The 18,726-nt window shown below is 73.3% G+C and carries 16 protein-coding genes and 2 pseudogenes; 11 read left to right on the forward strand and 7 right to left on the reverse strand.

The window, feature by feature from the left end:
- Positions 1–141: 141 nt before the first annotated feature.
- Complete coding sequence (acs, locus tag C6W10_RS28785) at positions 142–2,109, reverse strand: acetate--CoA ligase (RefSeq protein ID WP_107262212.1); 1,968 nt, start codon at positions 2,107–2,109, stop codon at positions 142–144.
- A 248-nt stretch (positions 2,110–2,357) separates the two neighbouring features.
- Here acs and C6W10_RS28790 point away from each other — a divergent pair.
- Positions 2,358–3,125, forward strand: a pseudogene (locus C6W10_RS28790) (hypothetical protein); the annotation flags it as partial.
- A gap of 105 nt (positions 3,126–3,230) precedes the next feature.
- Here C6W10_RS28790 and C6W10_RS28795 read toward each other — a convergent pair.
- From C6W10_RS28795 to C6W10_RS28805, 3 genes are all read right to left on the reverse strand, one after another.
- Positions 3,231–4,031, reverse strand: a complete 801-nt coding sequence (locus C6W10_RS28795; protein WP_107262214.1) for an HAD family phosphatase — start codon at positions 4,029–4,031, stop codon at positions 3,231–3,233.
- Positions 4,032–4,687: 656 nt separating this feature from the next.
- Positions 4,688–5,101 carry a VOC family protein gene (locus C6W10_RS28800; protein ID WP_107264357.1) on the reverse strand — a complete coding sequence of 138 codons (414 nt, stop codon included), beginning with the start codon at positions 5,099–5,101 and terminating at the stop codon, positions 4,688–4,690.
- 102 nt (positions 5,102–5,203) lie between these two features.
- Positions 5,204–6,256, reverse strand: a complete 1,053-nt coding sequence (locus tag C6W10_RS28805; protein WP_107262216.1) for an alpha/beta hydrolase — start codon at positions 6,254–6,256, stop codon at positions 5,204–5,206.
- 330 nt (positions 6,257–6,586) lie between these two features.
- On the opposite strand from C6W10_RS28805, the gene ssd reads away from it, so the two are divergent.
- The 7 genes and pseudogenes from ssd to C6W10_RS38880 all read left to right on the forward strand — a co-directional run.
- Positions 6,587–7,702, forward strand: coding sequence for a septum site-determining protein Ssd (gene ssd, locus C6W10_RS28810; RefSeq protein ID WP_107262218.1), 1,116 nt, complete (start codon positions 6,587–6,589; stop codon positions 7,700–7,702).
- A gap of 130 nt (positions 7,703–7,832) precedes the next feature.
- Positions 7,833–9,104: a TadA family conjugal transfer-associated ATPase gene (locus C6W10_RS28815; RefSeq protein ID WP_107262220.1), complete on the forward strand. Its 1,272-nt coding sequence runs from the start codon at positions 7,833–7,835 to the stop codon at positions 9,102–9,104.
- Between the two features lie 194 nt (positions 9,105–9,298).
- Positions 9,299–9,964, forward strand: coding sequence for a type II secretion system F family protein (locus C6W10_RS28820; RefSeq protein ID WP_199853762.1), 666 nt, complete (start codon positions 9,299–9,301; stop codon positions 9,962–9,964).
- Between the two features lie 314 nt (positions 9,965–10,278).
- Positions 10,279–10,869: a type II secretion system F family protein gene (locus C6W10_RS28825; RefSeq protein ID WP_234359635.1), complete on the forward strand. Its 591-nt coding sequence runs from the start codon at positions 10,279–10,281 to the stop codon at positions 10,867–10,869.
- Between the two features lie 21 nt (positions 10,870–10,890).
- Positions 10,891–11,061: a DUF4244 domain-containing protein gene (locus C6W10_RS28830; RefSeq protein WP_107262224.1), complete on the forward strand. Its 171-nt coding sequence runs from the start codon at positions 10,891–10,893 to the stop codon at positions 11,059–11,061.
- Positions 11,058–11,426 (forward strand): TadE family type IV pilus minor pilin, encoded by a 369-nt coding sequence (locus C6W10_RS28835; RefSeq protein WP_107262226.1) that lies wholly within the window; start codon positions 11,058–11,060, stop codon positions 11,424–11,426. The genes C6W10_RS28830 and C6W10_RS28835 overlap by 4 nt, the downstream gene beginning before the upstream one ends.
- Before the next feature lie 191 nt (positions 11,427–11,617).
- Positions 11,618–11,980, forward strand: a pseudogene (locus C6W10_RS38880) (Rv3654c family TadE-like protein); the annotation flags it as partial.
- Positions 11,981–12,049: 69 nt separating this feature from the next.
- Here C6W10_RS38880 and C6W10_RS28845 read toward each other — a convergent pair.
- A complete protein-coding gene (locus C6W10_RS28845; protein ID WP_107262230.1) occupies positions 12,050–13,630 on the reverse strand; it encodes a hypothetical protein in 1,581 nt (526 codons plus the stop codon).
- Between the two features lie 320 nt (positions 13,631–13,950).
- Here C6W10_RS28845 and C6W10_RS28850 point away from each other — a divergent pair, with 320 nt between their 5' ends.
- On the forward strand, positions 13,951–14,655 hold the full coding sequence (locus C6W10_RS28850) for a hypothetical protein (RefSeq protein WP_234358890.1): 705 nt from the start codon (positions 13,951–13,953) through the stop codon (positions 14,653–14,655).
- Positions 14,656–14,725: 70 nt separating this feature from the next.
- On the opposite strand, the gene C6W10_RS28855 is transcribed toward C6W10_RS28850, so the two are convergent.
- Positions 14,726–14,935 (reverse strand): hypothetical protein, encoded by a 210-nt coding sequence (locus C6W10_RS28855; protein ID WP_107262234.1) that lies wholly within the window; start codon positions 14,933–14,935, stop codon positions 14,726–14,728.
- 83 nt (positions 14,936–15,018) lie between these two features.
- Positions 15,019–17,457 (reverse strand): DEAD/DEAH box helicase, encoded by a 2,439-nt coding sequence (locus C6W10_RS28860; protein WP_107264358.1) that lies wholly within the window; start codon positions 17,455–17,457, stop codon positions 15,019–15,021.
- 204 nt (positions 17,458–17,661) lie between these two features.
- On the opposite strand from C6W10_RS28860, the gene C6W10_RS28865 reads away from it, so the two are divergent.
- Both C6W10_RS28865 and C6W10_RS28870 read left to right on the forward strand, forming a co-directional pair.
- Entirely contained in the window at positions 17,662–18,018 is a 357-nt protein-coding gene (locus C6W10_RS28865) for an STAS domain-containing protein (RefSeq protein ID WP_107262236.1), read from the forward strand.
- Positions 18,019–18,055: 37 nt separating this feature from the next.
- Positions 18,056–18,493 carry an ATP-binding protein gene (locus C6W10_RS28870; RefSeq protein WP_101368439.1) on the forward strand — a complete coding sequence of 146 codons (438 nt, stop codon included), beginning with the start codon at positions 18,056–18,058 and terminating at the stop codon, positions 18,491–18,493.
- The last annotated feature ends 233 nt before the right edge of the window (positions 18,494–18,726 follow it).

Raw genomic sequence — 18,726 nt, forward strand, 5'->3', positions numbered from 1 at the left:
GCGGGTGCCGCGCGGTGGCCGTACCCGCTGAGCAGCCCGACCACCCCCGACCCGCACGACGATGGGCGGACCCGGATCGGGTCCGCCCATCGTGTCGCCTACGGTCCCGGCGACGGTCGTCGCCGGCCCGGTCGCCGCCGGTCAGTCCTCGTCGGACTTGCCGGAACGCATCCCGGAGGAGATCAGGTCCATCACCGAGGAGTCCTGCAACGTGGTGACGTCACCGAGCGAGCGGTTCTCGGCCACGTCGCGCAACAACCGGCGCATGATCTTCCCGGAGCGGGTCTTCGGCAGCTCCGGCACCAGCATGATCTGCCGGGGCTTGGCGATCGGGCCGAGCGTCTTCGAGACGTGCTCCCGCAACTCGGCGATCAGCGCCTCGCCCGCCTTCCCCTCGCTGTCGACGGAGCCGCGCGGGATGGTGAAGGCGACGATCGCCTGCCCGGTGGTCGGGTCGGTCGCGCCGACCACCGCCGCCTCGGCGACCGACGGGTGCGAGACCAGCGCCGACTCCACCTCGGTGGTCGAGATGTTGTGCCCGGACACCAGCATCACGTCGTCGACCCGGCCGAGCAGCCACAGGTCGCCGTCGTCGTCCTTCTTCGCACCGTCACCGGCGAAGTAGAGCCCCTCGAACCGGGCCCAGTAGGTGTCGATGAACCGCTGGTCGTCGCCCCAGATCGTGCGCAGCATCGACGGCCACGGCTCGGTCAGCACCAGGAAACCGCCGCCACCGTTCGGCACCGGCCGCGCCTGGTCGTCCACCACCTCGGCGCTGACCCCCGGCAGCGGGCGCATCGCGCTGCCCGGCTTCGTCGAGGTCACCCCCGGCAACGGGGAGATCATGATGCCGCCGGTCTCGGTCTGCCACCAGGTGTCGACGACCGGGCACTCGCCCCGGCCGATGTTCTCCCGGTACCAGATCCACGCCTCCGGGTTGATCGGCTCGCCGACGCTGCCGAGCAGGCGCAGCGAGGAGAGGTCGTACTCCCGGGGGATGTCGTCGCCCCACTTCATCATGGTCCGGATCAGCGTCGGCGCGGTGTAGAGGATGCTCACCCTGTGCTTCTGCACCAGCTCCCAGAAGCGGCCCTTGTGCGGGGTGTCCGGGGTGCCCTCGTACATCAGCTGGGTGGCGCCGTTGGCCAGCGGCCCGTACACGATGTAGGAGTGCCCGGTCACCCAGCCGATGTCGGCGCTGCACCAGTAGACGTCGGTCTCGGGCTTCAGGTCGAAGACCGCGTGGTGGGTGTAGGCGACCTGGGTCAGATAGCCGCCGGAGGTGTGCAGGATGCCCTTCGGCTTCGCCGTCGTGCCGCTGGTGTAGAGGATGAAGAGCGGGTGCTCGGCGTCGAACGCCTCGGCGGTGTGCTCGGTCGAGGCGGTCTCCACCGTCTCGTGCCACCACAGGTCCCGCTCGTCGTTCCAGGCCACCTCCTGCCCGGTACGCCGGACCACCAGCACCCGCTCGATCGTCGGGCACTTGGCGACCGCCTCGTCGACGGTCGGCTTCAGCGCCGACGGCTTGCCCCGGCGGAACCCGCCGTCGGCGGTGATCACGACCTTGGCGCTGGCGTCCTGAATCCGGTTGGTCAGCGCGTCGGCGGAGAAGCCGCCGAAGACCACGCTGTGGGTGGCGCCGATCCGGGCGCAGGCGAGCATCGCGGCCGCCGCCTCCGGGATCATCGGCAGGTAGATCGCCACCCGGTCACCGGCGGTCACCCCGAGGTCGGTCAGCGCGTTCGCCGCCTGGCTGGTCAGGGCCAGCAGGTCGGCGTAGGTGAGGGTACGGGTGTCCCCGGGCTCGCCCTCCCAGTGGATGGCCACCCGGTCGCCGTGCCCGGCGGCGACGTGCCGGTCCAGGCAGTTGTAGGCGACGTTGAGCTTCCCGCCGACGAACCACTTCGCGAACGGCGGGTTCGACCAGTCGAGGACCTGGTCCCACTCCTTCGCCCAGTCCAGCCGGCCCGCCTGCCGGGCCCAGAACGCCAACCGGTCCCCAGCGGCATCCTCGTAGGCGTCCGCGGTGACGTTGGCGGCGGCGGCAAGGTCGGCCGGCGGCGGGAACTGCCGGGTCTCCTGCAAAAGGTTAGCCAGAGTCTCGCTCATGGTGGGTGGCTCCTCAGGCATCGCGTCAGTGTCGTTCGGTAGGAGGTTAATCGGGCCTGGTAGCCGGGGCGAGGGGTCCGTGCCACTCGCGCGACCAGACGCGCCGAATGGCCGCGTTGCGGCGCTCGCCGGTCACGCCGGCCGCCCCGTCGACGGCGGGTGCGGGTTCCTGCGCCCGGCGCTGGCCTGCCCGGACCGCTTCCGGCGCCCGGCGCTGGCCTGTCCTGACCGGCAACTACGGTGACAGCATGGCCACCGACCCGCTCGCCCCGCTGCTCGACCTCGCCGACGTCGCGCCCGCCGTCGACCGGGCCCGCGAGCGGGTCGACCAGGCGCTGCGGCACCGCGCGTTGCGCCGGCACGGCGGCCAGGTCGCGGCCGAGGTCAGCCTGCGGTCCGCGGTGGCCAGCTCCGCGCTGGAGGGGTACGCCCACGAGCGCGAGACGGTCCGCGCCGGCACCGTGACCGACCCGGTGCTCCAGGGTGCCCTCCGGGTCGCCGGTGCGCTGCCCGGACTCGCCGACCTGTGGCCGAAGGCCCCCCGTCAGGTACTCGCCCGACTGCACACCCTGGCCGCCCGCGCGGCCGTACCGGAGGAGGCGCTCGGCCGCCCCGCCCCGGAGTACGCCGCCGAAGCCTCTGGCATGGCGCAGGCGCTCGGCGCCCGGCTGGACGGGCTGGCCGGACTGGTCGCCGGTGGGACGTCGGTCCCGCCGGTGGTGCTGGCTGCCGTCGTACACGGGGAACTGCTGGCGCTGCGACCCTTCGCCGGGCCGTCCGGGGTGGTGGCCCGGGCCGCCGCCCGGCTCACCCTGCTCTCCACCGGATTCGACCCGCGCGGCCTGATCGCGGTCGACCTGGGACACCTGGAACGCGAGCCGGAGTACGTCGGCGCGGCCGGCGCCTTCGCCACCGGTACCCCGGACGGGCTCCGCTCCTGGCTCCGGCACTACGCGACGGCAGTGGAGATCGGCGCGGAGCGGCTGACCGAGGTCGGCGACGAGGTTCTGGCGAGCCCGCCGCCCGCCGACGCCGGGCCGGACGGGTCGACGGCCGCCGGTTCCGGTCCCGGTGACCGGGGACCGTCGGATTCCGGCCCGGCCTGACGCGAGCGCGGTGGGTCAGGCGGTGGTGGCGCGGGCCCGGCGGTGCCGGCCGTACCAGGCGATGCCGATGGCGACCCCGACGCCGACCCCGATCGCCGCCGCTGCGACCGGCACGGCGGGGCGCTCCCGGAGGCGGCGACCGATCGGCACCGGGTGCCGGAACTCCAGCACCGGCCAGCCGTTCTCCACGGCGAGCTTGCGCAGCGCCCGGTCCGGGTTGACCGCGCTCGGATGCCCGACACACTCCAGCAGCGGACGGTCGCTGACCGAGTCGGAGTAGGCGTAGCAGGCGGACAGGTCGTAGCCGCGCTCCTTGGCCAGCTCGCCGACCGCGTCGACCTTGCTCGGGCCGGCCGCGTAGAACTCCACCTCGCCGCTGTACCGGCCGTCCACCACGGTCATCCGGGTGGCGATCACGTCGGCGACACCGAGGAGTTCACCGATCGGCCGGACCATCTCCTCGCCGGAGGCGGAGACGAGTACGACGTCCCGGCCGGCCGCCTGGTGCTCCTCGATCAGGGCGGCGGCCTCGGCGTACACGTAGGGGTTGATCAGCTCGTGCAGCGTCTCGGCCACGATCTGCCGGACCTGCTCCACCGGCCAGCCCTTGCACAGGGTCGCCAGATAGTCGCGGGTACGCGCCATCGTCTGCTCGTCGGTGCCACCCAGCCGGAACATGAGCTGGGCGTACGCGGACTTGACCACGTCGCGGCGGGTGATCAGCCCGTCCCGGTAGAACGGCCGACCGAACGCCAACGCGCTCGACTTGGCGATGACGGTCTTGTCCAGATCGAAGAAAGCGGCGCTTCGGCCCACGGCGCGAAAGTCTAGCCGGATGGTCTATGGTCAGCGGGTGCGCGGGGTCACGTTTGGCACCTGCCGACCGGTTACCCCCTGATCGGCCGATCAGCCTCAGCGTGATCACGGTCACAGGGTGAAGGCGGACTTTCGCAGGGAGTGGAAGTTAACGCCACTCGACGTATACGGGTCGACTCAGGCATGCTTGTAGTTGCGACACACTTTCATATCCTCTGTGCTCGGTAGACCTCGGCGGTCGCACCCCCCGTGACCGCCGGGCGGGTTCGGCTCGACCCCCCCGGAGCCGAACCCCAGACGACCCCCGTCTCCCCCCGACGGGGGTCGTCGCTTTTGCCAGTTAAGCGTATTCACGCTGGTCACGGTGGTCGCGGCTGTTTCGGGTACCCGATTGCGCCCGGCCGGCGTCCCCGGACCGCGCCCGTCGCGCCGGGCCGCCCGGCGGGCGGAGAACCGGCACCCGGTACGGGCCCGAGCGGAATCCGTTGTTACTCAACTGATCCGGCGCCTCCTACTCAAACAACGGCACGGCTACCTGTGCGGTCGACCCGGTCGCCCGGAGCAGCCCCGTCGCCCGGTGCCAGCCCTGTCGCCCGGTGCGCCCGGCTGCCCGGTGCCAAGGCTCGGCTGCCTGGCTGCGCGGAGTGGTCCGGTTGCTATCCGAAGTCGGCGGCGGTGATCCCGTCGGCGTGCCCCGGTGGCCACTGCACCAACTCGATCCGGTAGCCGTCCGGGTCGGTGAGCCACGAGGTCTGCGGGCCGCGGGCACCGGCGGGTCGTTCCACCGGGCCCGGCCAGAGACCAGCCCTGATCAGCGCGTCGACCGTGCCGGCGATGTCGTCGACCTGGACGACGAGGTGGCTGAAGCCGGTGCCCACGTCCACCGGTCCGTCGGCCGGCCGGTGCACCAGCTCCAGCGTCACGAAATCCTCATCCGGAAACTTGAGGACGGTCAGGCTGGCGCCGTCCCCGACGTCGACGCGGCCGACCGGGACGTACCCGAGCGCGGTGTAGAAGGCGAGCGACGCGGCGAGGTCCGAGACGCGGTACGCCGTGTGGAGGGTCTTCACCAGGCCAACCATACGAGGGCGGGGCCGATACGGCTCGCCTCCAGCCACCTGTCCCGCTCGTCCCCCGTCGACGTCCAACGATGCGTCCGCACCCCGACGGGGCTACTCGTGGTGCAGGGCCTGGGCCAGCGTCGCCGCGGCCTGGGCGGTGACCGCCTGCGCGGCCTGGGTGGTGGCCAGCGAGTCCAGCATCGCCATGTCGTGGATGATGCCCTGGTAGCGCACCTGGGTCACCGGTACGCCGGCCCGGCGCAGCTTCGCCGCGTACGCCTCGGCCTCGTCGCGCAGCACGTCCGCCTCGTTGGTGGTGATCAGGGTGGGCGGCATGCCCCGGAGCTGCTCCGGGCCGGCCCGCAGCGGTGACGCCATCGGGTCGGACCGCTCGGCCCGGTCCGGCAGGTACTGGTCCCAGAACCACATCATCTGCTCGCGGGACAGGTAGTAACCGCTGCCGAACTCCTGATAGGACGCGGTGTCGAAGTCGGCGTCGGTGACCGGATAGAGCAGTACCTGCCGGGCGAAGCGCGGCCCGTCGCGCCGGCTGGTCAGCATCGTCACCACCGTCGCCAGGTTGCCGCCCACCGAGTCGCCGGCGATGGCGATCCGGGTCGGGTCCAGGCCGTAGTCGTCGCCCTGGCTGGCCAACCACTGCGCCACCGCGTAGCACTCCTCGATCGCGATCGGATACCGCGCCTCCGGCGCCCGGCTGTACTCCGGAAAGACGATCGCCGAGTTGGACCGCACCGCGAGTTCGCGGATCAGCCGGTCGTGGGTGAGGGAGTCGCCGAAGACCCAGCCCGCGCCGTGGATGTAGAGCACCGCCGGCAGCATGCCGCCGACCCCGCGCGGCCGCATCATCTCCTCGGCGGCGGCGCGGAGGCGGTCGCCGAGCCCTCCGCCCGGGCCGCCGAGCCGGCCGGCGCCCCGGGGCTTGACGATCCGCACCGGTACCTGCCCGGTGGGGCCGCCGGGCACCATGATGTCCTCGATGTCGACCTCCGGGCGGGGGATGCTGCCCGACTGCATCTCGACGAGCTTCGCCCGCCCCTGCTCCGGGCCGAGCTGGAACGGATACGGCGGATTGGCCGTCGCCCGGACCACCTCCTGCGCGGCCGGTTCCAGCACCACCGAGGTCATGCGCACGGACTGCGCCATCACGGCTCCCTCTCCCGATCTGCCCGGTTGCGTCGCGCGGTAGCGACCCTCGCGCGGCTCGGGTACCCCAGCCGGTGGGGAATATGGCCTGGTCGCCGCAGACCGACGAAACCCCTTCGGGTACGCGGGCAGCCGCTCGTACCCGCTGTCGGGATCGCCGCTGAAGCCCCGGTGCGTATACCAGATCCATCGACTCGACGGGCGTTGTCCACAGCCACCCCGGTTATCCACAGCCCGGATTCCGGTGCCGGCAGCGGAGGTTTCGGGACGCCAGGGTGTGGCGGTAACCGGACCGCCCGTTGGAGCCGGATCCCACCGCTGGAGGACGTGATGCCACCGCGTACCCCGGTCCGCCCCGGACCGCGCCTGCCCCTGGTCGTGACCTCGGACAACGAGCTACTTGACGAGCTGCTCCGGCTTGCGGCGGCGGGTGGCGGCGAGGTGGAGGTGGCCGCCGAACCGGCGTCGGCCCGGTCCCGATGGGCCGCCGCGCCGCTGGTGCTGATCGGCACCGACCAGGCGCAGGCCTGCCTGCGGGCAAGGCTGCCCAGGCGACCCCGCGTGATCCTGGTCGGCCGCTCGGGGGAGGAGGACGGCGGCTGGGAGGTCGCCGGACTGCTCGGTGCCGAACACGTCGCCGTACTGCCGGCGGCCGAGCCCTGGCTCGTCGACCGGTTCGGCGAGTGCGTAACCGGTCGGGGCGGTGCGGTGGGTGGCCCGGCCCGGATCGTCGCGGTGATCGGCGGGCGCGGCGGGGCCGGCGCGAGCGTACTGGCCGGCGGGCTCGCCATCACGGCGGCCCGGTGCGGCCTGCGTACGCTGCTCGTCGACGCCGACCCGCTCGGTGGCGGCCTCGACCTGGTCCTCGGCTGGGAACAGTTGGAGGGGCTGCGCTGGCCCGCGCTCACCGAGGCGGACGGCCGGGTCGACGCGCCCGCGCTGGTCCGGGCGCTGCCCAGCCGGGGCGACCTGGTGATGCTCTCCTGGGATCGCGGTGATCTGCTGGCGCTCCCGGTCGAGGCGATGGCGGCCACCATGGACGCCGGTCGGCGCGGCCGGGACCTCGTCGTCGTCGACCTGCCCCGGCAGCTCGACGACGCGGCGGTGATCGCACTCCAGGCGGCCGACCAGGCGTTCGTGCTGGTTCCGGCCGAGTTGCGGGCCACCGCGGCGGCCGCCCGGGTGGCCGCGGTCGCGGGGCTGCACTGCGCCAACCTCTCGGTCATCGTGCGCGGCCCCGCCCCGGGCCGGCTCAAGGCCCGCGAGGTGGCCCGGGCGCTCGACCTCCCGCTGGTCGGCACGCTGCGGCCCGAGCCGGGACTCTGCCGCAACCTGGAACGCGGCGAGGCCCCGGCGGCGGCCGGACGCGGTCCGCTCGCGGCGCTCTGCCAGCGCATCATCACCGACCTCACCGGTGCGGCCGGCGTTCCGGTGGAGGCGCGATGAGCATCCGGAAGCGTGCCGTCCGCCCGCACACGACTCGGAGCCGGGCTGCCCGCCGTTGCGCGACTCGGAGCCGGGCTGCCCGTCCTTACGCGGCTCAAAGGGGTGCCGCCCGCACCGAGGCGGCCCGGCCGTGAGGCACGACCTTGCCGCCCGGGTCCGGCGCCGGTTCGCCGCCGAGGGGACGACGGTCACCCCGGCCGCCGTCGTCGCGGCGGTACGTGCCGAGCCCGGCGCGGCCGTCCTCGGCGACACCACCGTGTTACGGATGGCCACCCGGGTGCACCACGACCTGGTCGGCGCCGGCCCGCTGACTCCGCTGCTCGCCGACGACCAGGTCACCGACGTGCTGGTCAACGGGACCAGGGTCTGGGTCGACCGGGGCAGCGGGCTCTCCCCGGTGTCGGTTCCGCTCGGCGGCCCCGACGAGGTACGCCGGCTCGCCCAACGGCTCGCCGCCGCCTGCGGTCGACGGCTGGACGAGGGCAGCCCGTACGTCGACGCCCGGCTGCCGGACGGTACCCGCCTGCACGCCGTACTGCCGCCGGTGGCGACCAGCGGGCCCTACCTGTCGTTGCGTACCTTCCGTCAGCGTCCGTTCACCCTCGACGACCTGGTACGCCACGGCACCCTGCCCGCTGCCGCCGCCACGCTGCTCGCGGCGGTGGTCGCCGCCCGGCTCGCCTACCTGGTGGTCGGCGGAACCGGGTCGGGCAAGACGACGCTGCTGAACACGCTGCTCGGGCTGGTGCCACCGACCGAACGGATCGTGCTGGTCGAGGATGCCGCCGAGCTGCGGCCGGTGCATCCGCACGTGGTCGGCCTCCAGGCCCGGACCTCGAATGTGGAGGGTGCCGGCTCGGTCGGGCTGAGCGACCTGGTGCGACAGGCCCTGCGGATGCGTCCCGACCGGCTGGTGGTGGGCGAGTGTCGGGGCGCCGAGGTGGTGGACCTGCTCTCCGCCCTCAACACCGGGCACGACGGCGGGGCGGGCACCCTGCACGCCAATGCCCCGGCGGACGTACCGGCCCGGCTGGAGGCACTGGGACTGCTCGGCGGCCTGCCCCGACCGGCCCTGCACGCCCAGGTGGCCGCCGCGCTCCAGGTGTTGCTCCAGGTTCGCCGGGCGTCGACGGGGCGGGTGTTGGAGGCGGTCTGCCTGATGCTGCCGGCAGGTCCGGAGCGGCTGGTCACCGTCGTCCCCGCCTGGCGTCGGGACCGGGGTCTCGGGCCGGCCGCGCCGGCCCTGGCGGCGCTGCTCGCCGAGCGGGGAGTGCCGGTGCCGCCCCTGCTGGAGGCCGTCGGCGCCGGTCGGACCGGTTGCTCCGGTGTCGCCGCCGGCACCGCGTCCCGGTCGTGGCCGCAGCCCTCCGCCCGCCGGGAGATCACTCGGGGTGCGCCGTGACGAGCTGGTGGCTGGCGGGTGCCTGCCTGGCCGGTGCGGCGCTCCTGGTCGGTTGGCCGGCCGGCCGCGCCCGGGTCCGGCGTCGGGCGGTGGTCGGCAGGCGTCACGGCGTGCGCATCGGGCCGTGGCGCCAGCCGGGAGGAGACGGGCCGGCAGGGGCCGACTCGGCCGGTCCGCCTGCATCCTGGTCGACCGTGTTGGATCGGCTGCTCGCCTCCGTGCCGCCCTGGCGGGCCGTGGTCGTCGGTGTCGTGCTGGGCGGCGTCGGCGGAATGCTCGCCGGTGGCCCGGTCGCGGCGCTCGCCGTGGCCGCCTACACCGCGATGGCGGTACGCGGCCTGCTGCGCCGCCGGGCCGGCCGGTGGGCTGAACGGACACATCGCGGCCAACTCGACGCACTCTGCGGCCTCGCCGCCGACCTGCGAGCCGGGCTGCCGCCGTCGACCGTGATGCTGGCGGCCGACGGATCGGACCGACTCGCCGGTCTCGCCCGGTCGGCGGTACGTCTCGCCGAGCAGACCGGCGCACCCCTGGCCGACCTGTTGGAGCGGATCGAGGCCGACGCCCGGGCGATGGACCGAGGGCTCGCCGCCGCCGAGGCACAGGCTGCCGGTGCACGTGCCACCGCCTGGCTGTTGGCGGCGTTGCCGGCCGGCGGCATCGCCCTGGGCTACGGCATCGGCGTCGACCCGCTGGCGATTCTGTTGCACACCCCGATCGGTGCCGCCTGTGCGGCCGGCGCCGTCACCCTGCAACTCGCCGGTTTGTTCTGGGCGGGTCGGCTCAGCGGTGCCGGTCGTACGGACGGAACGGGCCGTGAGGCCGGCCAGTTCGCCTCGGTCGCGACCTCGGGGCGCTGAGCACGATGCGGACCCTGGTCCCGGGAGTACTGATCGGTCTCGCCCTGCTGCTGACGCTGGTCGGGGTCCCCGCCCGCCGGTCGTCCCGAGGGCGGCTCTCCGCGCTCGGCACCGTCGGGCCGTCCCGTCGGACAGCCGGGCCGACCGGGCGCCGGGCACGCCACGCCACCACCCAGCTGCGCAACGGTGCCGACGAGCACAACGGTGCCGACGAGCACAACGGTCTCGACGAGTGCGGCGACCGAGAGCCGGGACGCGGGCGGGACGGGAGCCGGCGCGGCTGGGGCAATAGCCGGGCAGGCTGGTCGGGGCCGATCGACCTCGTCCGGCTGGCCGCCGGCTTGGCCGGACTGGCGGCCGGAGTCCTGCTCGGCGGCTGGCTCGGCGTACTGCTCGGGGTGGTCACGGCGGTCGGCCTCGACCGGTTGCTCCGTCGGCTCGAACCAGCGGCCGTGCGGCGACGTCGGCTACGTGAGTCAGCCGACCTGCCGCTCGCGGCCGACCTGCTCGCGGCGGCACTACGGGCCGGCGCACCGGTCGACGGCGCCGTCTGCGCGGTCGCGGAGGCGCTCGCCGGCCCGCTCGGCGAGCGGCTCACCGAGGTCGGCCGGACCCTCCGGCTCGGCGGTACGCCGGAGGAGGCGTGGGCGCGCCTCGGGCCGGTGCCGGGCGCGGAGCGGCTGACGTCGGCGGCGGTCCGCTCCTCGGCGAGCGGGGCGGCGCTGGCTGGGGCGTTGACCCGGCTCGCCGACGACCTGCGGGCCGACCGGGTGACCGGGGCCGAGGCGGCGGCCCGCCGGGCCGGGGTGCTGATCGTGTTGCCGCTCGGCCTGTGTTTTCTGCCCGCCTTCATTCTCGCCGGCCTGGTGCCGGTGATCGTCGCCGTGCTCGGCGACGTCCTGTGACCGATCCGAGAAGGGAACTCCATGCTCCGCAAGTTGAACGCCCGGTTGCGTGGCGACGCCGGGATGAACACCGCCGAGTACGCCGTCGGCACCCTCGCCGCCGTCGCCTTCGCCGGGATCCTGCTGAAGGTACTCACCTCCGGCCGGGTGCAGGCCGCACTGGCGAGCGTGATCGACCGGGCCCTGTCGTGAGCCGGCGCCGGTCGGTCGACCACGACCGGGGCTCGTTCACCGCCGAGTTGGCGGCCGGCCTGCCGGCGCTGTTGTTGCTGCTGCTCGCCGGGCTCACCGCCGTGAACGCGGCGACCACAAAGGCACAGTGTGTGGACGCGGCGCGGGAGGCGGCCCTGGCCGCCTCCCGCGGTGCCCCCGGCGTACCCGCCGGTGCGCGGGCGGCACCGCCGGGCGCGACGGTGTCGGTCTCGGTGAACGGTGACCGGACGGTCGCCACGGTACGGGCACCGGTACGCGCACTCGGTGCGAGGTTGCCCCGGTTGACGGTGAGCGCGATCGCGGTGGCGGCGGTCGAACCGGGCGCACCGGAGCCGCTCTCATGACGGCGGCGGACCGCAGAGCACCCCGGGCTCGTCACGGCCGCGACTGGAACTGGTCCGGCCGGGGACGGCGCCGATCAACTGTTCAGCGTCCACCCGACCGAGGCAGCCGACCACTCTCGCGGTGCGGCGGATTCGATGCTCGGCGTCCTGCCGGCCGAGGATGCCAGCCGGTCTCGCGATGCGGTGGGTCCGATCGGGGCAGTGCCACCCTCTGGCTGCTCGCCGTGGGACTGGTGCTGGTGGTCTTGAGCCTCGGTGCGGCGGCGATCGGCGCCGCCCGGGTGGCCCGGCACCAGGCCCGGGTCGCGGCTGACCTCGGTGCGCTCGCCGGGGCCACCCAGGTGCTGGCGGGTCCGGATCGGGCCTGTGCCCGGGCGACGGCCATCGCCGCCGCGAACAGCGCCCGGGTCACCGGCTGCACGCTGGACGGCCTCGATCTCCTGGTCACTGCCGAGGTGACGGTCGAACCGCTGCCAGGGATGACCAGGGTCGCCAGCGCGACAGCCCGAGCGGGGCCGGTCCGAGGCGAGCAGACCGGCCCGACTGACACCTAGGCGAAGATGACCCGCTCGCCCGCACCAGCCGCGACCTCGCCGCTGCCAGCCCGACTTGCGAAACACGCCTCAGCGGGCAGCCGGCGGTGTCGGTGGTGGCAGGAGCTGCACGGTGGGACTGCTGCTGGCGTTCCACGACGCGTCGTACGCGACCACGTAGATCGTCTCGTAGCCGCCGCGCGGCGCGATCACGGCGGTGTTGGTGCTGACCTTGGCCTCGACCCGGATCTCGTCCACCGCGAACACGTGGTAGACGTGGTATTCGACCACGCCGATGTCGTCCGTCGCCGGCTCCCAGGCGACCAGGTAGCCGTTCGGGGTGACGGCGGTGACCACGGGGGCGCCCGGTGGGCTGGGCGCGACGGTGTTGTCACCGCTGCGCGGGAAGCTCGGCGGCTGCCGGACGGAGGTACGAGCGGAGAACCCCGACGTGTTGCCGGCCGCGTCGCGCGCCGTGATCGAGAAGTGGGTCTGGGCTGCCGTCGGAGCCAGTTGCAGGGTCAGCGGGGCGTTGTCCGGTACGACCCGGGCCAGATACTGCGAGTAGAACTGGTCGCCCTGGTACACGTAGTACTGCGTCACCCCGACGTCGTCGGTCGAGGCCGGCCAGGTGATGGTGACCGCACCCGGTACAACGGAGAGCACCTGTGGCCGGCCGGGCACGGTCGGTGGTTGGATGTCCGGGGCCGACGGCTCCACCAGGACGTTGTCGAACCATCCGGTGGCGTAGCTGGTGCTCAGACCGATCCGGCCCTGGCCGAACTGGCCGTCGGTGGCGGTGACCGTGGCGGACCCGAGGTGCCCGACGAGTCGGTCGCCCCGGAGGGCGAGTCGCAGCGTCTGCCAACCGCCGATCGCCGCCGTCACCGGAGCGGAGGCGAGCACGGTGGCCCGGCCGGAGACGAGCTTGCCGAGTTCGAGCTGACTGTTCCCGCGAAGGTTCAGGTAGTAGTGGCTGGTGGTGGACTGGACCCGGGCGAGCAGCCCGATCGAGGAGCGCGAGCTGCCCAGCGCGGTCGGTCTGACCTCTGTGCTGACCGTGTAGTCGGTCCAGTTCGGGTCGCCGCTGCGGGCGCTGGCCAGGGCGCTGCCGGAACGTTGCCGGTACGCCTGCGTGGTGTCGCCGCCGACGGTGTCGCCGCCGACCGACCACTGCCCGCCGACGGTCGACCAGCCGACCGCGTCGCCGTCTTCGAAGTCGTCCCCGAACAGCGGCGCCGCCGCCACCACGCCGGCGTCCGTGACCGCCCCGCCATCCACCACCACCCCACCGCCCGCGACCCCTTCGCCGCCCGCGCCTCCTTTGCCGTCCGACACCACTGCGGCCTCACCGACCACTGCCGCCTCACCGACCACTGCGGCGTCCGAGACCACTGCCGCGTCCGAGACCACTGCGAGGTCACTGACCACCCGGGCTTCACGAACCAATGCGGCGCCACCGGCCCCGTGGACCGCACTCGCGACGGTCGAGGGCAGGACCACCGCGAGGGAGGCGGTGGTGACCAGTGCCAGGCCGGCGGCGATCGGGGCCAGCGGAGCGTACGGACGGTGGCGGCGACGGCCGGGTCGGCCGGTGACCGGCGCGGCACCACGGGCGACCTGATCTCCGGCCGGTTCGTGGCCGGCCACGGTGCTGACGGGGATGGACACGGCGGCGACCCTTCGGGACGGTACCGGGCGGCGCCGGAGCCACCGACCAGCGGCGATGACTGAGCGTAAGGAACATCAACTCTATGTAGGCAGATTTGGGTGTGTCAATGCGATCCCGAGGGGTGCGGCTTCGCCCGAATGTGATCGGTGCACATCTATTGACTTAGTTTGGAAGCAAAACTAAATTTCGGTGAGCGATGTCGCGCGCGCCATCTCCATGCCGCAGTCGAAGTGTTCGGCTGCCCGCAGTCGAGTTGTTCGGCTGCTCCGGCCATCCCGGCGTCCGTCCCTGGAACGCCGGGGGAGACAAGGAGGTCATCGTGCTGCGCACCGCACGTCTGACGATCGGCGCGTTCGCGCTCGCCGTCGTACTGACCGTCACCGCCGCACCCGCACCGGTCCAGGCCGCCGTCTGGACTTCCAGCGACCGCTGGGGCACCTGGTCCAGCGGCGGTTACACGCTCTACAACAACATCTGGGGCTCCGGCCACGGCTCGCAGACCATCTGGGCCAACTCGCCGAGCAACTGGGGAGTCACGGCCAACCATCCGAACACCGGTGGGATCAAGTCGTACCCGAACGCGACCCGGTACATCGGGCGTCGGGTGAGCGCCCTGGGCAACGTCACCAGCAGGTTCAATGTGACGGTACCGACCAGCGGCAGCGGGCTCGCCTACACCACGGCGTACGACATCTGGACCACCGACCACGCTCACGAGATCATGCTCTGGATGAACAAGTACGGGCCGGTCGGCCCGCTCGGCAGCTTCCAGGTGAGGGCGTCGGTCGGCGGCCACACCTGGGACATCTACCGGGGGTCGAACGGGGCCAACCAGGTCTACTCGTTCATCCGGAGCGGCAACACCAACTCCGGCACGGTCGACGTCCGGGCCATCGCGACCTGGATCCGGGACCGTGGCTGGTTCGGTGACGTCACGATCGGGGACGTCCAGCTCGGCTACGAGATCACCTCGTCCGCCGGCGGTCGGGACTTCGTCACCAACAGCTTCTCGGTCTCCGGCTGACCGCGACCTCGGCGGTGCGGAAGGGACCCTCTCCCGGAGTACTCGGGAAGGGTCCCTCTCGCATGCCTGCTCAGCGGATGCTGCCCTCGGTGGCCCGGCGCACCACCCAGCTGTTCAGCACCTGGTGGATGCTGTGCAGCATCTGGTGGATCTGGTCCAGGCGTTCTGCCTGGGCCAGTGCCGCGTACGCCTGGGAGAGCGCGATCTGCTGGTCGACGGTCAGATGTGCCTGGTCGATGGTGTACAGCAGTTCGACGGTCTCGGCGATGGTGTCGGCCACGACGTCCTCCTCAGGCGGATCCGTGGAAGCGCTCCCAGCGTAACTTAACCGGATCCCCATAGATCCATGCATGCGAATACCGACTATCCGCGATCAGTCTGTGGCGGCAGGTCGTCGGGCTCCGCCGGAGCCACCCTGGCCAGGTTGGACAGCACCACGTCGAGGACCCGGACCGCCTCCGGCTTGGCCAGCGGGTTGTTGCCGTTGCCGCACTTCGGGGACTGCACGCAGGACGGGCAGCCGGCCTCGCAGCCGCATTCGGCGATCGCGTCCCGGGTCGCCGAGAGCCACTGCGACGCCGCCCGGTACGCCCGCTCGGCGAATCCCGCGCCACCCGGGTGCCCGTCGTAGACGAAGACCGTCGGCGCCTCGGTGTCCGGATGGTTCGCCGTGGAGAGCCCGCCGATGTCCCAGCGGTCGCAGGTGGCGACCAGCGGCAGCAGTCCGATCGCGGCGTGCTCGGCCGCGTGCAGCGCGCCCGGCACCTCGGCCGCCTCCACCCCGGCCGCCGCCAGCGACTCCGGCGAGACCGTGAACCAGACCGCGACCGTACGCAGCTCCCGGGCGGGCAGGTCCAGCGGCAGGGTGGCCAGCACCTCGCCGGAGGCGAGCCGGCGGCGCTGGTACGACACCACCTGGCTGGTCACGTCGACCTCGCCGAGGAACATCCCGACCGGCCCTGCGTCGAGGTAGGAGCGGACCGAGACGACGGAGAGCGAGGTGACGTCCCGGGGATGGGTGGACCAGTCCGGCTCCTCGGCGTGCACCAGCGCACACCCGTCGTCGAGGTCGAGGTGGTCCACCACGTACGACACGCCCTGGTGCAGGTAGACCGCGCCGGGATGGACCTGGAAGTGCGCCGACGCCGGGTCGACCGTGCCGAGCAGCCGGCCGGTGGCGGACTCGACCACGTCGACCGGGGCGCCGCCGGTGCCGCGCAGGTCCACCTCGGGCCGCCCCACGTGCCGCCAGTACCAGCCGGTCGGGCGGTGCCGGAGCGCGCCTGCGGCCACCAGCGCCTCGACCGCCTCCTTCGCCCCCTCGCCGAAGAGTTCCAGGTCGGCCGGGGTGAGCGGGGACTCGGCCGCCGCGCAGGCCAGTTGCGGCCCCAGCACGTACGGGTTGGCCGGGTCGAGCACGGTCGCCTCGACGGGCCGGCCGAACAGCGCCTCCGGATGGTGCACCAGATAGGTGTCCAGCGGGTCGTCCCGGGCCACCAGCACCGCCAGCGCCTCCCGGCCGGAGCGACCGGCCCGGCCGGCCTGCTGCCAGAGCGAGGCCCGGGTGCCCGGATAGCCGCAGATCAGCACCGCGTCCAGGCCGACCAGGTCGACGCCGAGTTCCAGCGCGCTGGTCGAGGCGAGCCCGAGCAGCTCGCCGCCGAGCAGCGCCCGCTCCAGCGAGCGGCGCTCCTCGCGCAGGTAGCCGGACCGGTAGGCGGCGACCCGGGCGCCGAGCCCGGGTACCGCCTCGTCCAGCGAGCGCCGGGCGGTGGTGGCGATCACCTCGGCCCCGCGCCGGGACCGGACGAAGGCCAGCGTCCGGACCCCGGCCGCGACCGTGTCGCTGAGCAGGTCGGCGGTCTCGCGCAGCGCGGAGCGGCGTACCGGTGCGGCGTCCACCCCGGCGCCCGCCGTCACCTCCTCGGCGAGGTCGGCCGGCTCCGGGGCGCCCGACGGCGGCGGCAGCAGCGGCGGCTCCCAGAGCGCGAAGGTCAGCCCGCCGCGTGGCGCGGTGTCCTCGGTGACCGCCGTGACCGGCAGCCCGGTCAGCCGCTCGGCCGCCGCGGCCGGGTCGCCGGAGGTCGCCGAGGCCAGCACGAAGACCGGTCCGTCCGGTGCCGGCCCGGGACCGCCGGTCGCGCCCCGCTGCCCCGGCACCGGCCTGCGGGTACCCGGATAGCGCGCCGCCTGCCGCCGCAGCCGGCGCAGTACGTGTGCCACGTGCGACCCGAAGACGCCCCGGTAGGTGTGGCACTCGTCGACCACCACGAACGCCAGCCGGCGCAGGAAGGCGGACCACTTCGCGTGCCCCGGCAGGATGCCGTGGTGCAGCATGTCCGGGTTGGTCAGCACGAACCGGGAGTGCTGACGGATCCAGTCCCGCTCGGTGCGCGGGGTGTCGCCGTCGTAACACGCCGGGCGTACCCCGTCGAGGCCGAGCGCGGCGACGGCTCGGAGCTGGTCGGCGGCGAGCGCCTTGGTCGGGGCGAGGTAGAGCACGGTGGCCCGGGGGTCGGTGAGCAGCGTGGCCAGCGCCGGGAGCTGGTACGCGAGCGACTTTCCCGACGCGGTGCCGGTGGCGACCACCACGTGCCGGCCGGCGTACGCGTGCCCGGCCGCCTCGGCCTGGTGCCGCCACGGCGCGACCACGCCCTGCCCGGCGAGGGCGGCGCGCAGCTCCGCCGGCACCCACTCCGGCCAGTCGACCGCCGTGCCCGGGCGGGCCGGTACCCGTTCGACGTGCGTGACCGGGTTGCCGCCCGCACCGCCCGGTGTGCGGGCGCGCAGCAGGTCCAGCAGCTCACCCGCGCCGGGGTGACCGGCCGGGCGGGAGTCCCCGCCCCCGGTGCCGGCCGATACTGTTGCTGGAAACGTCACGCCCTGCACTCTCGCACTCTCGTACGTGCGTCGGAAGGCCGGGTGGCGGCCGGCCGCCCTCGATGCGCGGTCCGCTGCTCGATGGTTAGATGCCCAGGAGGTTCCTGGCCGGTCAGAGGAGGACTGATGGATCTGTCGCTGACGACCCGCACCATCGGTGATTACACCGTGTTGGAGGTCGGCGGCGAGGTCGACGTCTACACCGCCCCGAGGCTGCGTGAACGTCTGGTCGAGCTGATCGACGGTGGGGCCCGGGCGATCGTGGTGGATCTGGGCCGGGTGGACTTCCTCGACTCGACCGGCCTCGGCGTGCTGGTGGGGGCGCTCAAGCGGCTGCGTCCGGTCGGCGGGACCTTCGGGCTGGTCTGCGACAAGGAGCCGCTGCTCAAGATCTTCCGGATCACCGCGCTCGACCAGGTCTTCCCGATCTACCCCACGGTGGACGCCGCAACGTCGGCCGACTCCTCCGGTGCCGATGCCTGATGTCGACGTGCCGATGCCTGATGTCGACGGTCGACGCGTGATGTCGAGGGTCAGACTCTCCTTCACCCCGGCCCCGGTCCACGTCCGCACCGCCCGGTTGGTCGGCGTCGCGGTGGCCCGGCGGGCCGGCGTGCCCGAGGAACTGCTCGACGAGGTACGGCTGGCGATCGGCGAGGCCTGCGCCCGGGCGGTCGCCCTGCACCGCCAGTACGGGCTGAGCGATCTGGTGCTGGTCGAGATGTCCGACGGTCCGGCGTACACGGTCCGGGTGATCGACCGGGCGCCGATCGAGGCCGGGTTGGGGCTGGCCGCGCTGCCGCCGGACGAGCTTGCCGACGAGTCGCTGACCGACGAGGCCCTGACGGTGGGTGTCGGGTTTGCCCTGCTCGCGGGCTTTGTCGAGGACCTCCAGGTGCGCCCGGTGGACGAGGGCATCGGCACCGAGGTCCGGATGGCCTGGCCGCTCGGGCGGTAGTCGCCCTCCTCACCGGCACCCGCTCTAGCAGAACCGCGCGGCTAACACAGCGACGAAGATCATCGCGACCGGGCAGGTCCTAGTTGTGACCCTCAACACGACGGGCCGCTAGAGTACCCGGGGTTATCAGCAAGTGTGCTGGTCCCGTTCCTGTGGGTGGGGGAGCATCGCCGGTCCCGGGAGCCGTGGGCCGGCGGAACGCTTGCGAGTTGGCGCTCCACGCGTGGAGACGT

The organism is Plantactinospora sp. BB1, assembly GCF_003030385.1.
Taxonomy (GTDB): domain Bacteria; phylum Actinomycetota; class Actinomycetes; order Mycobacteriales; family Micromonosporaceae; genus Plantactinospora.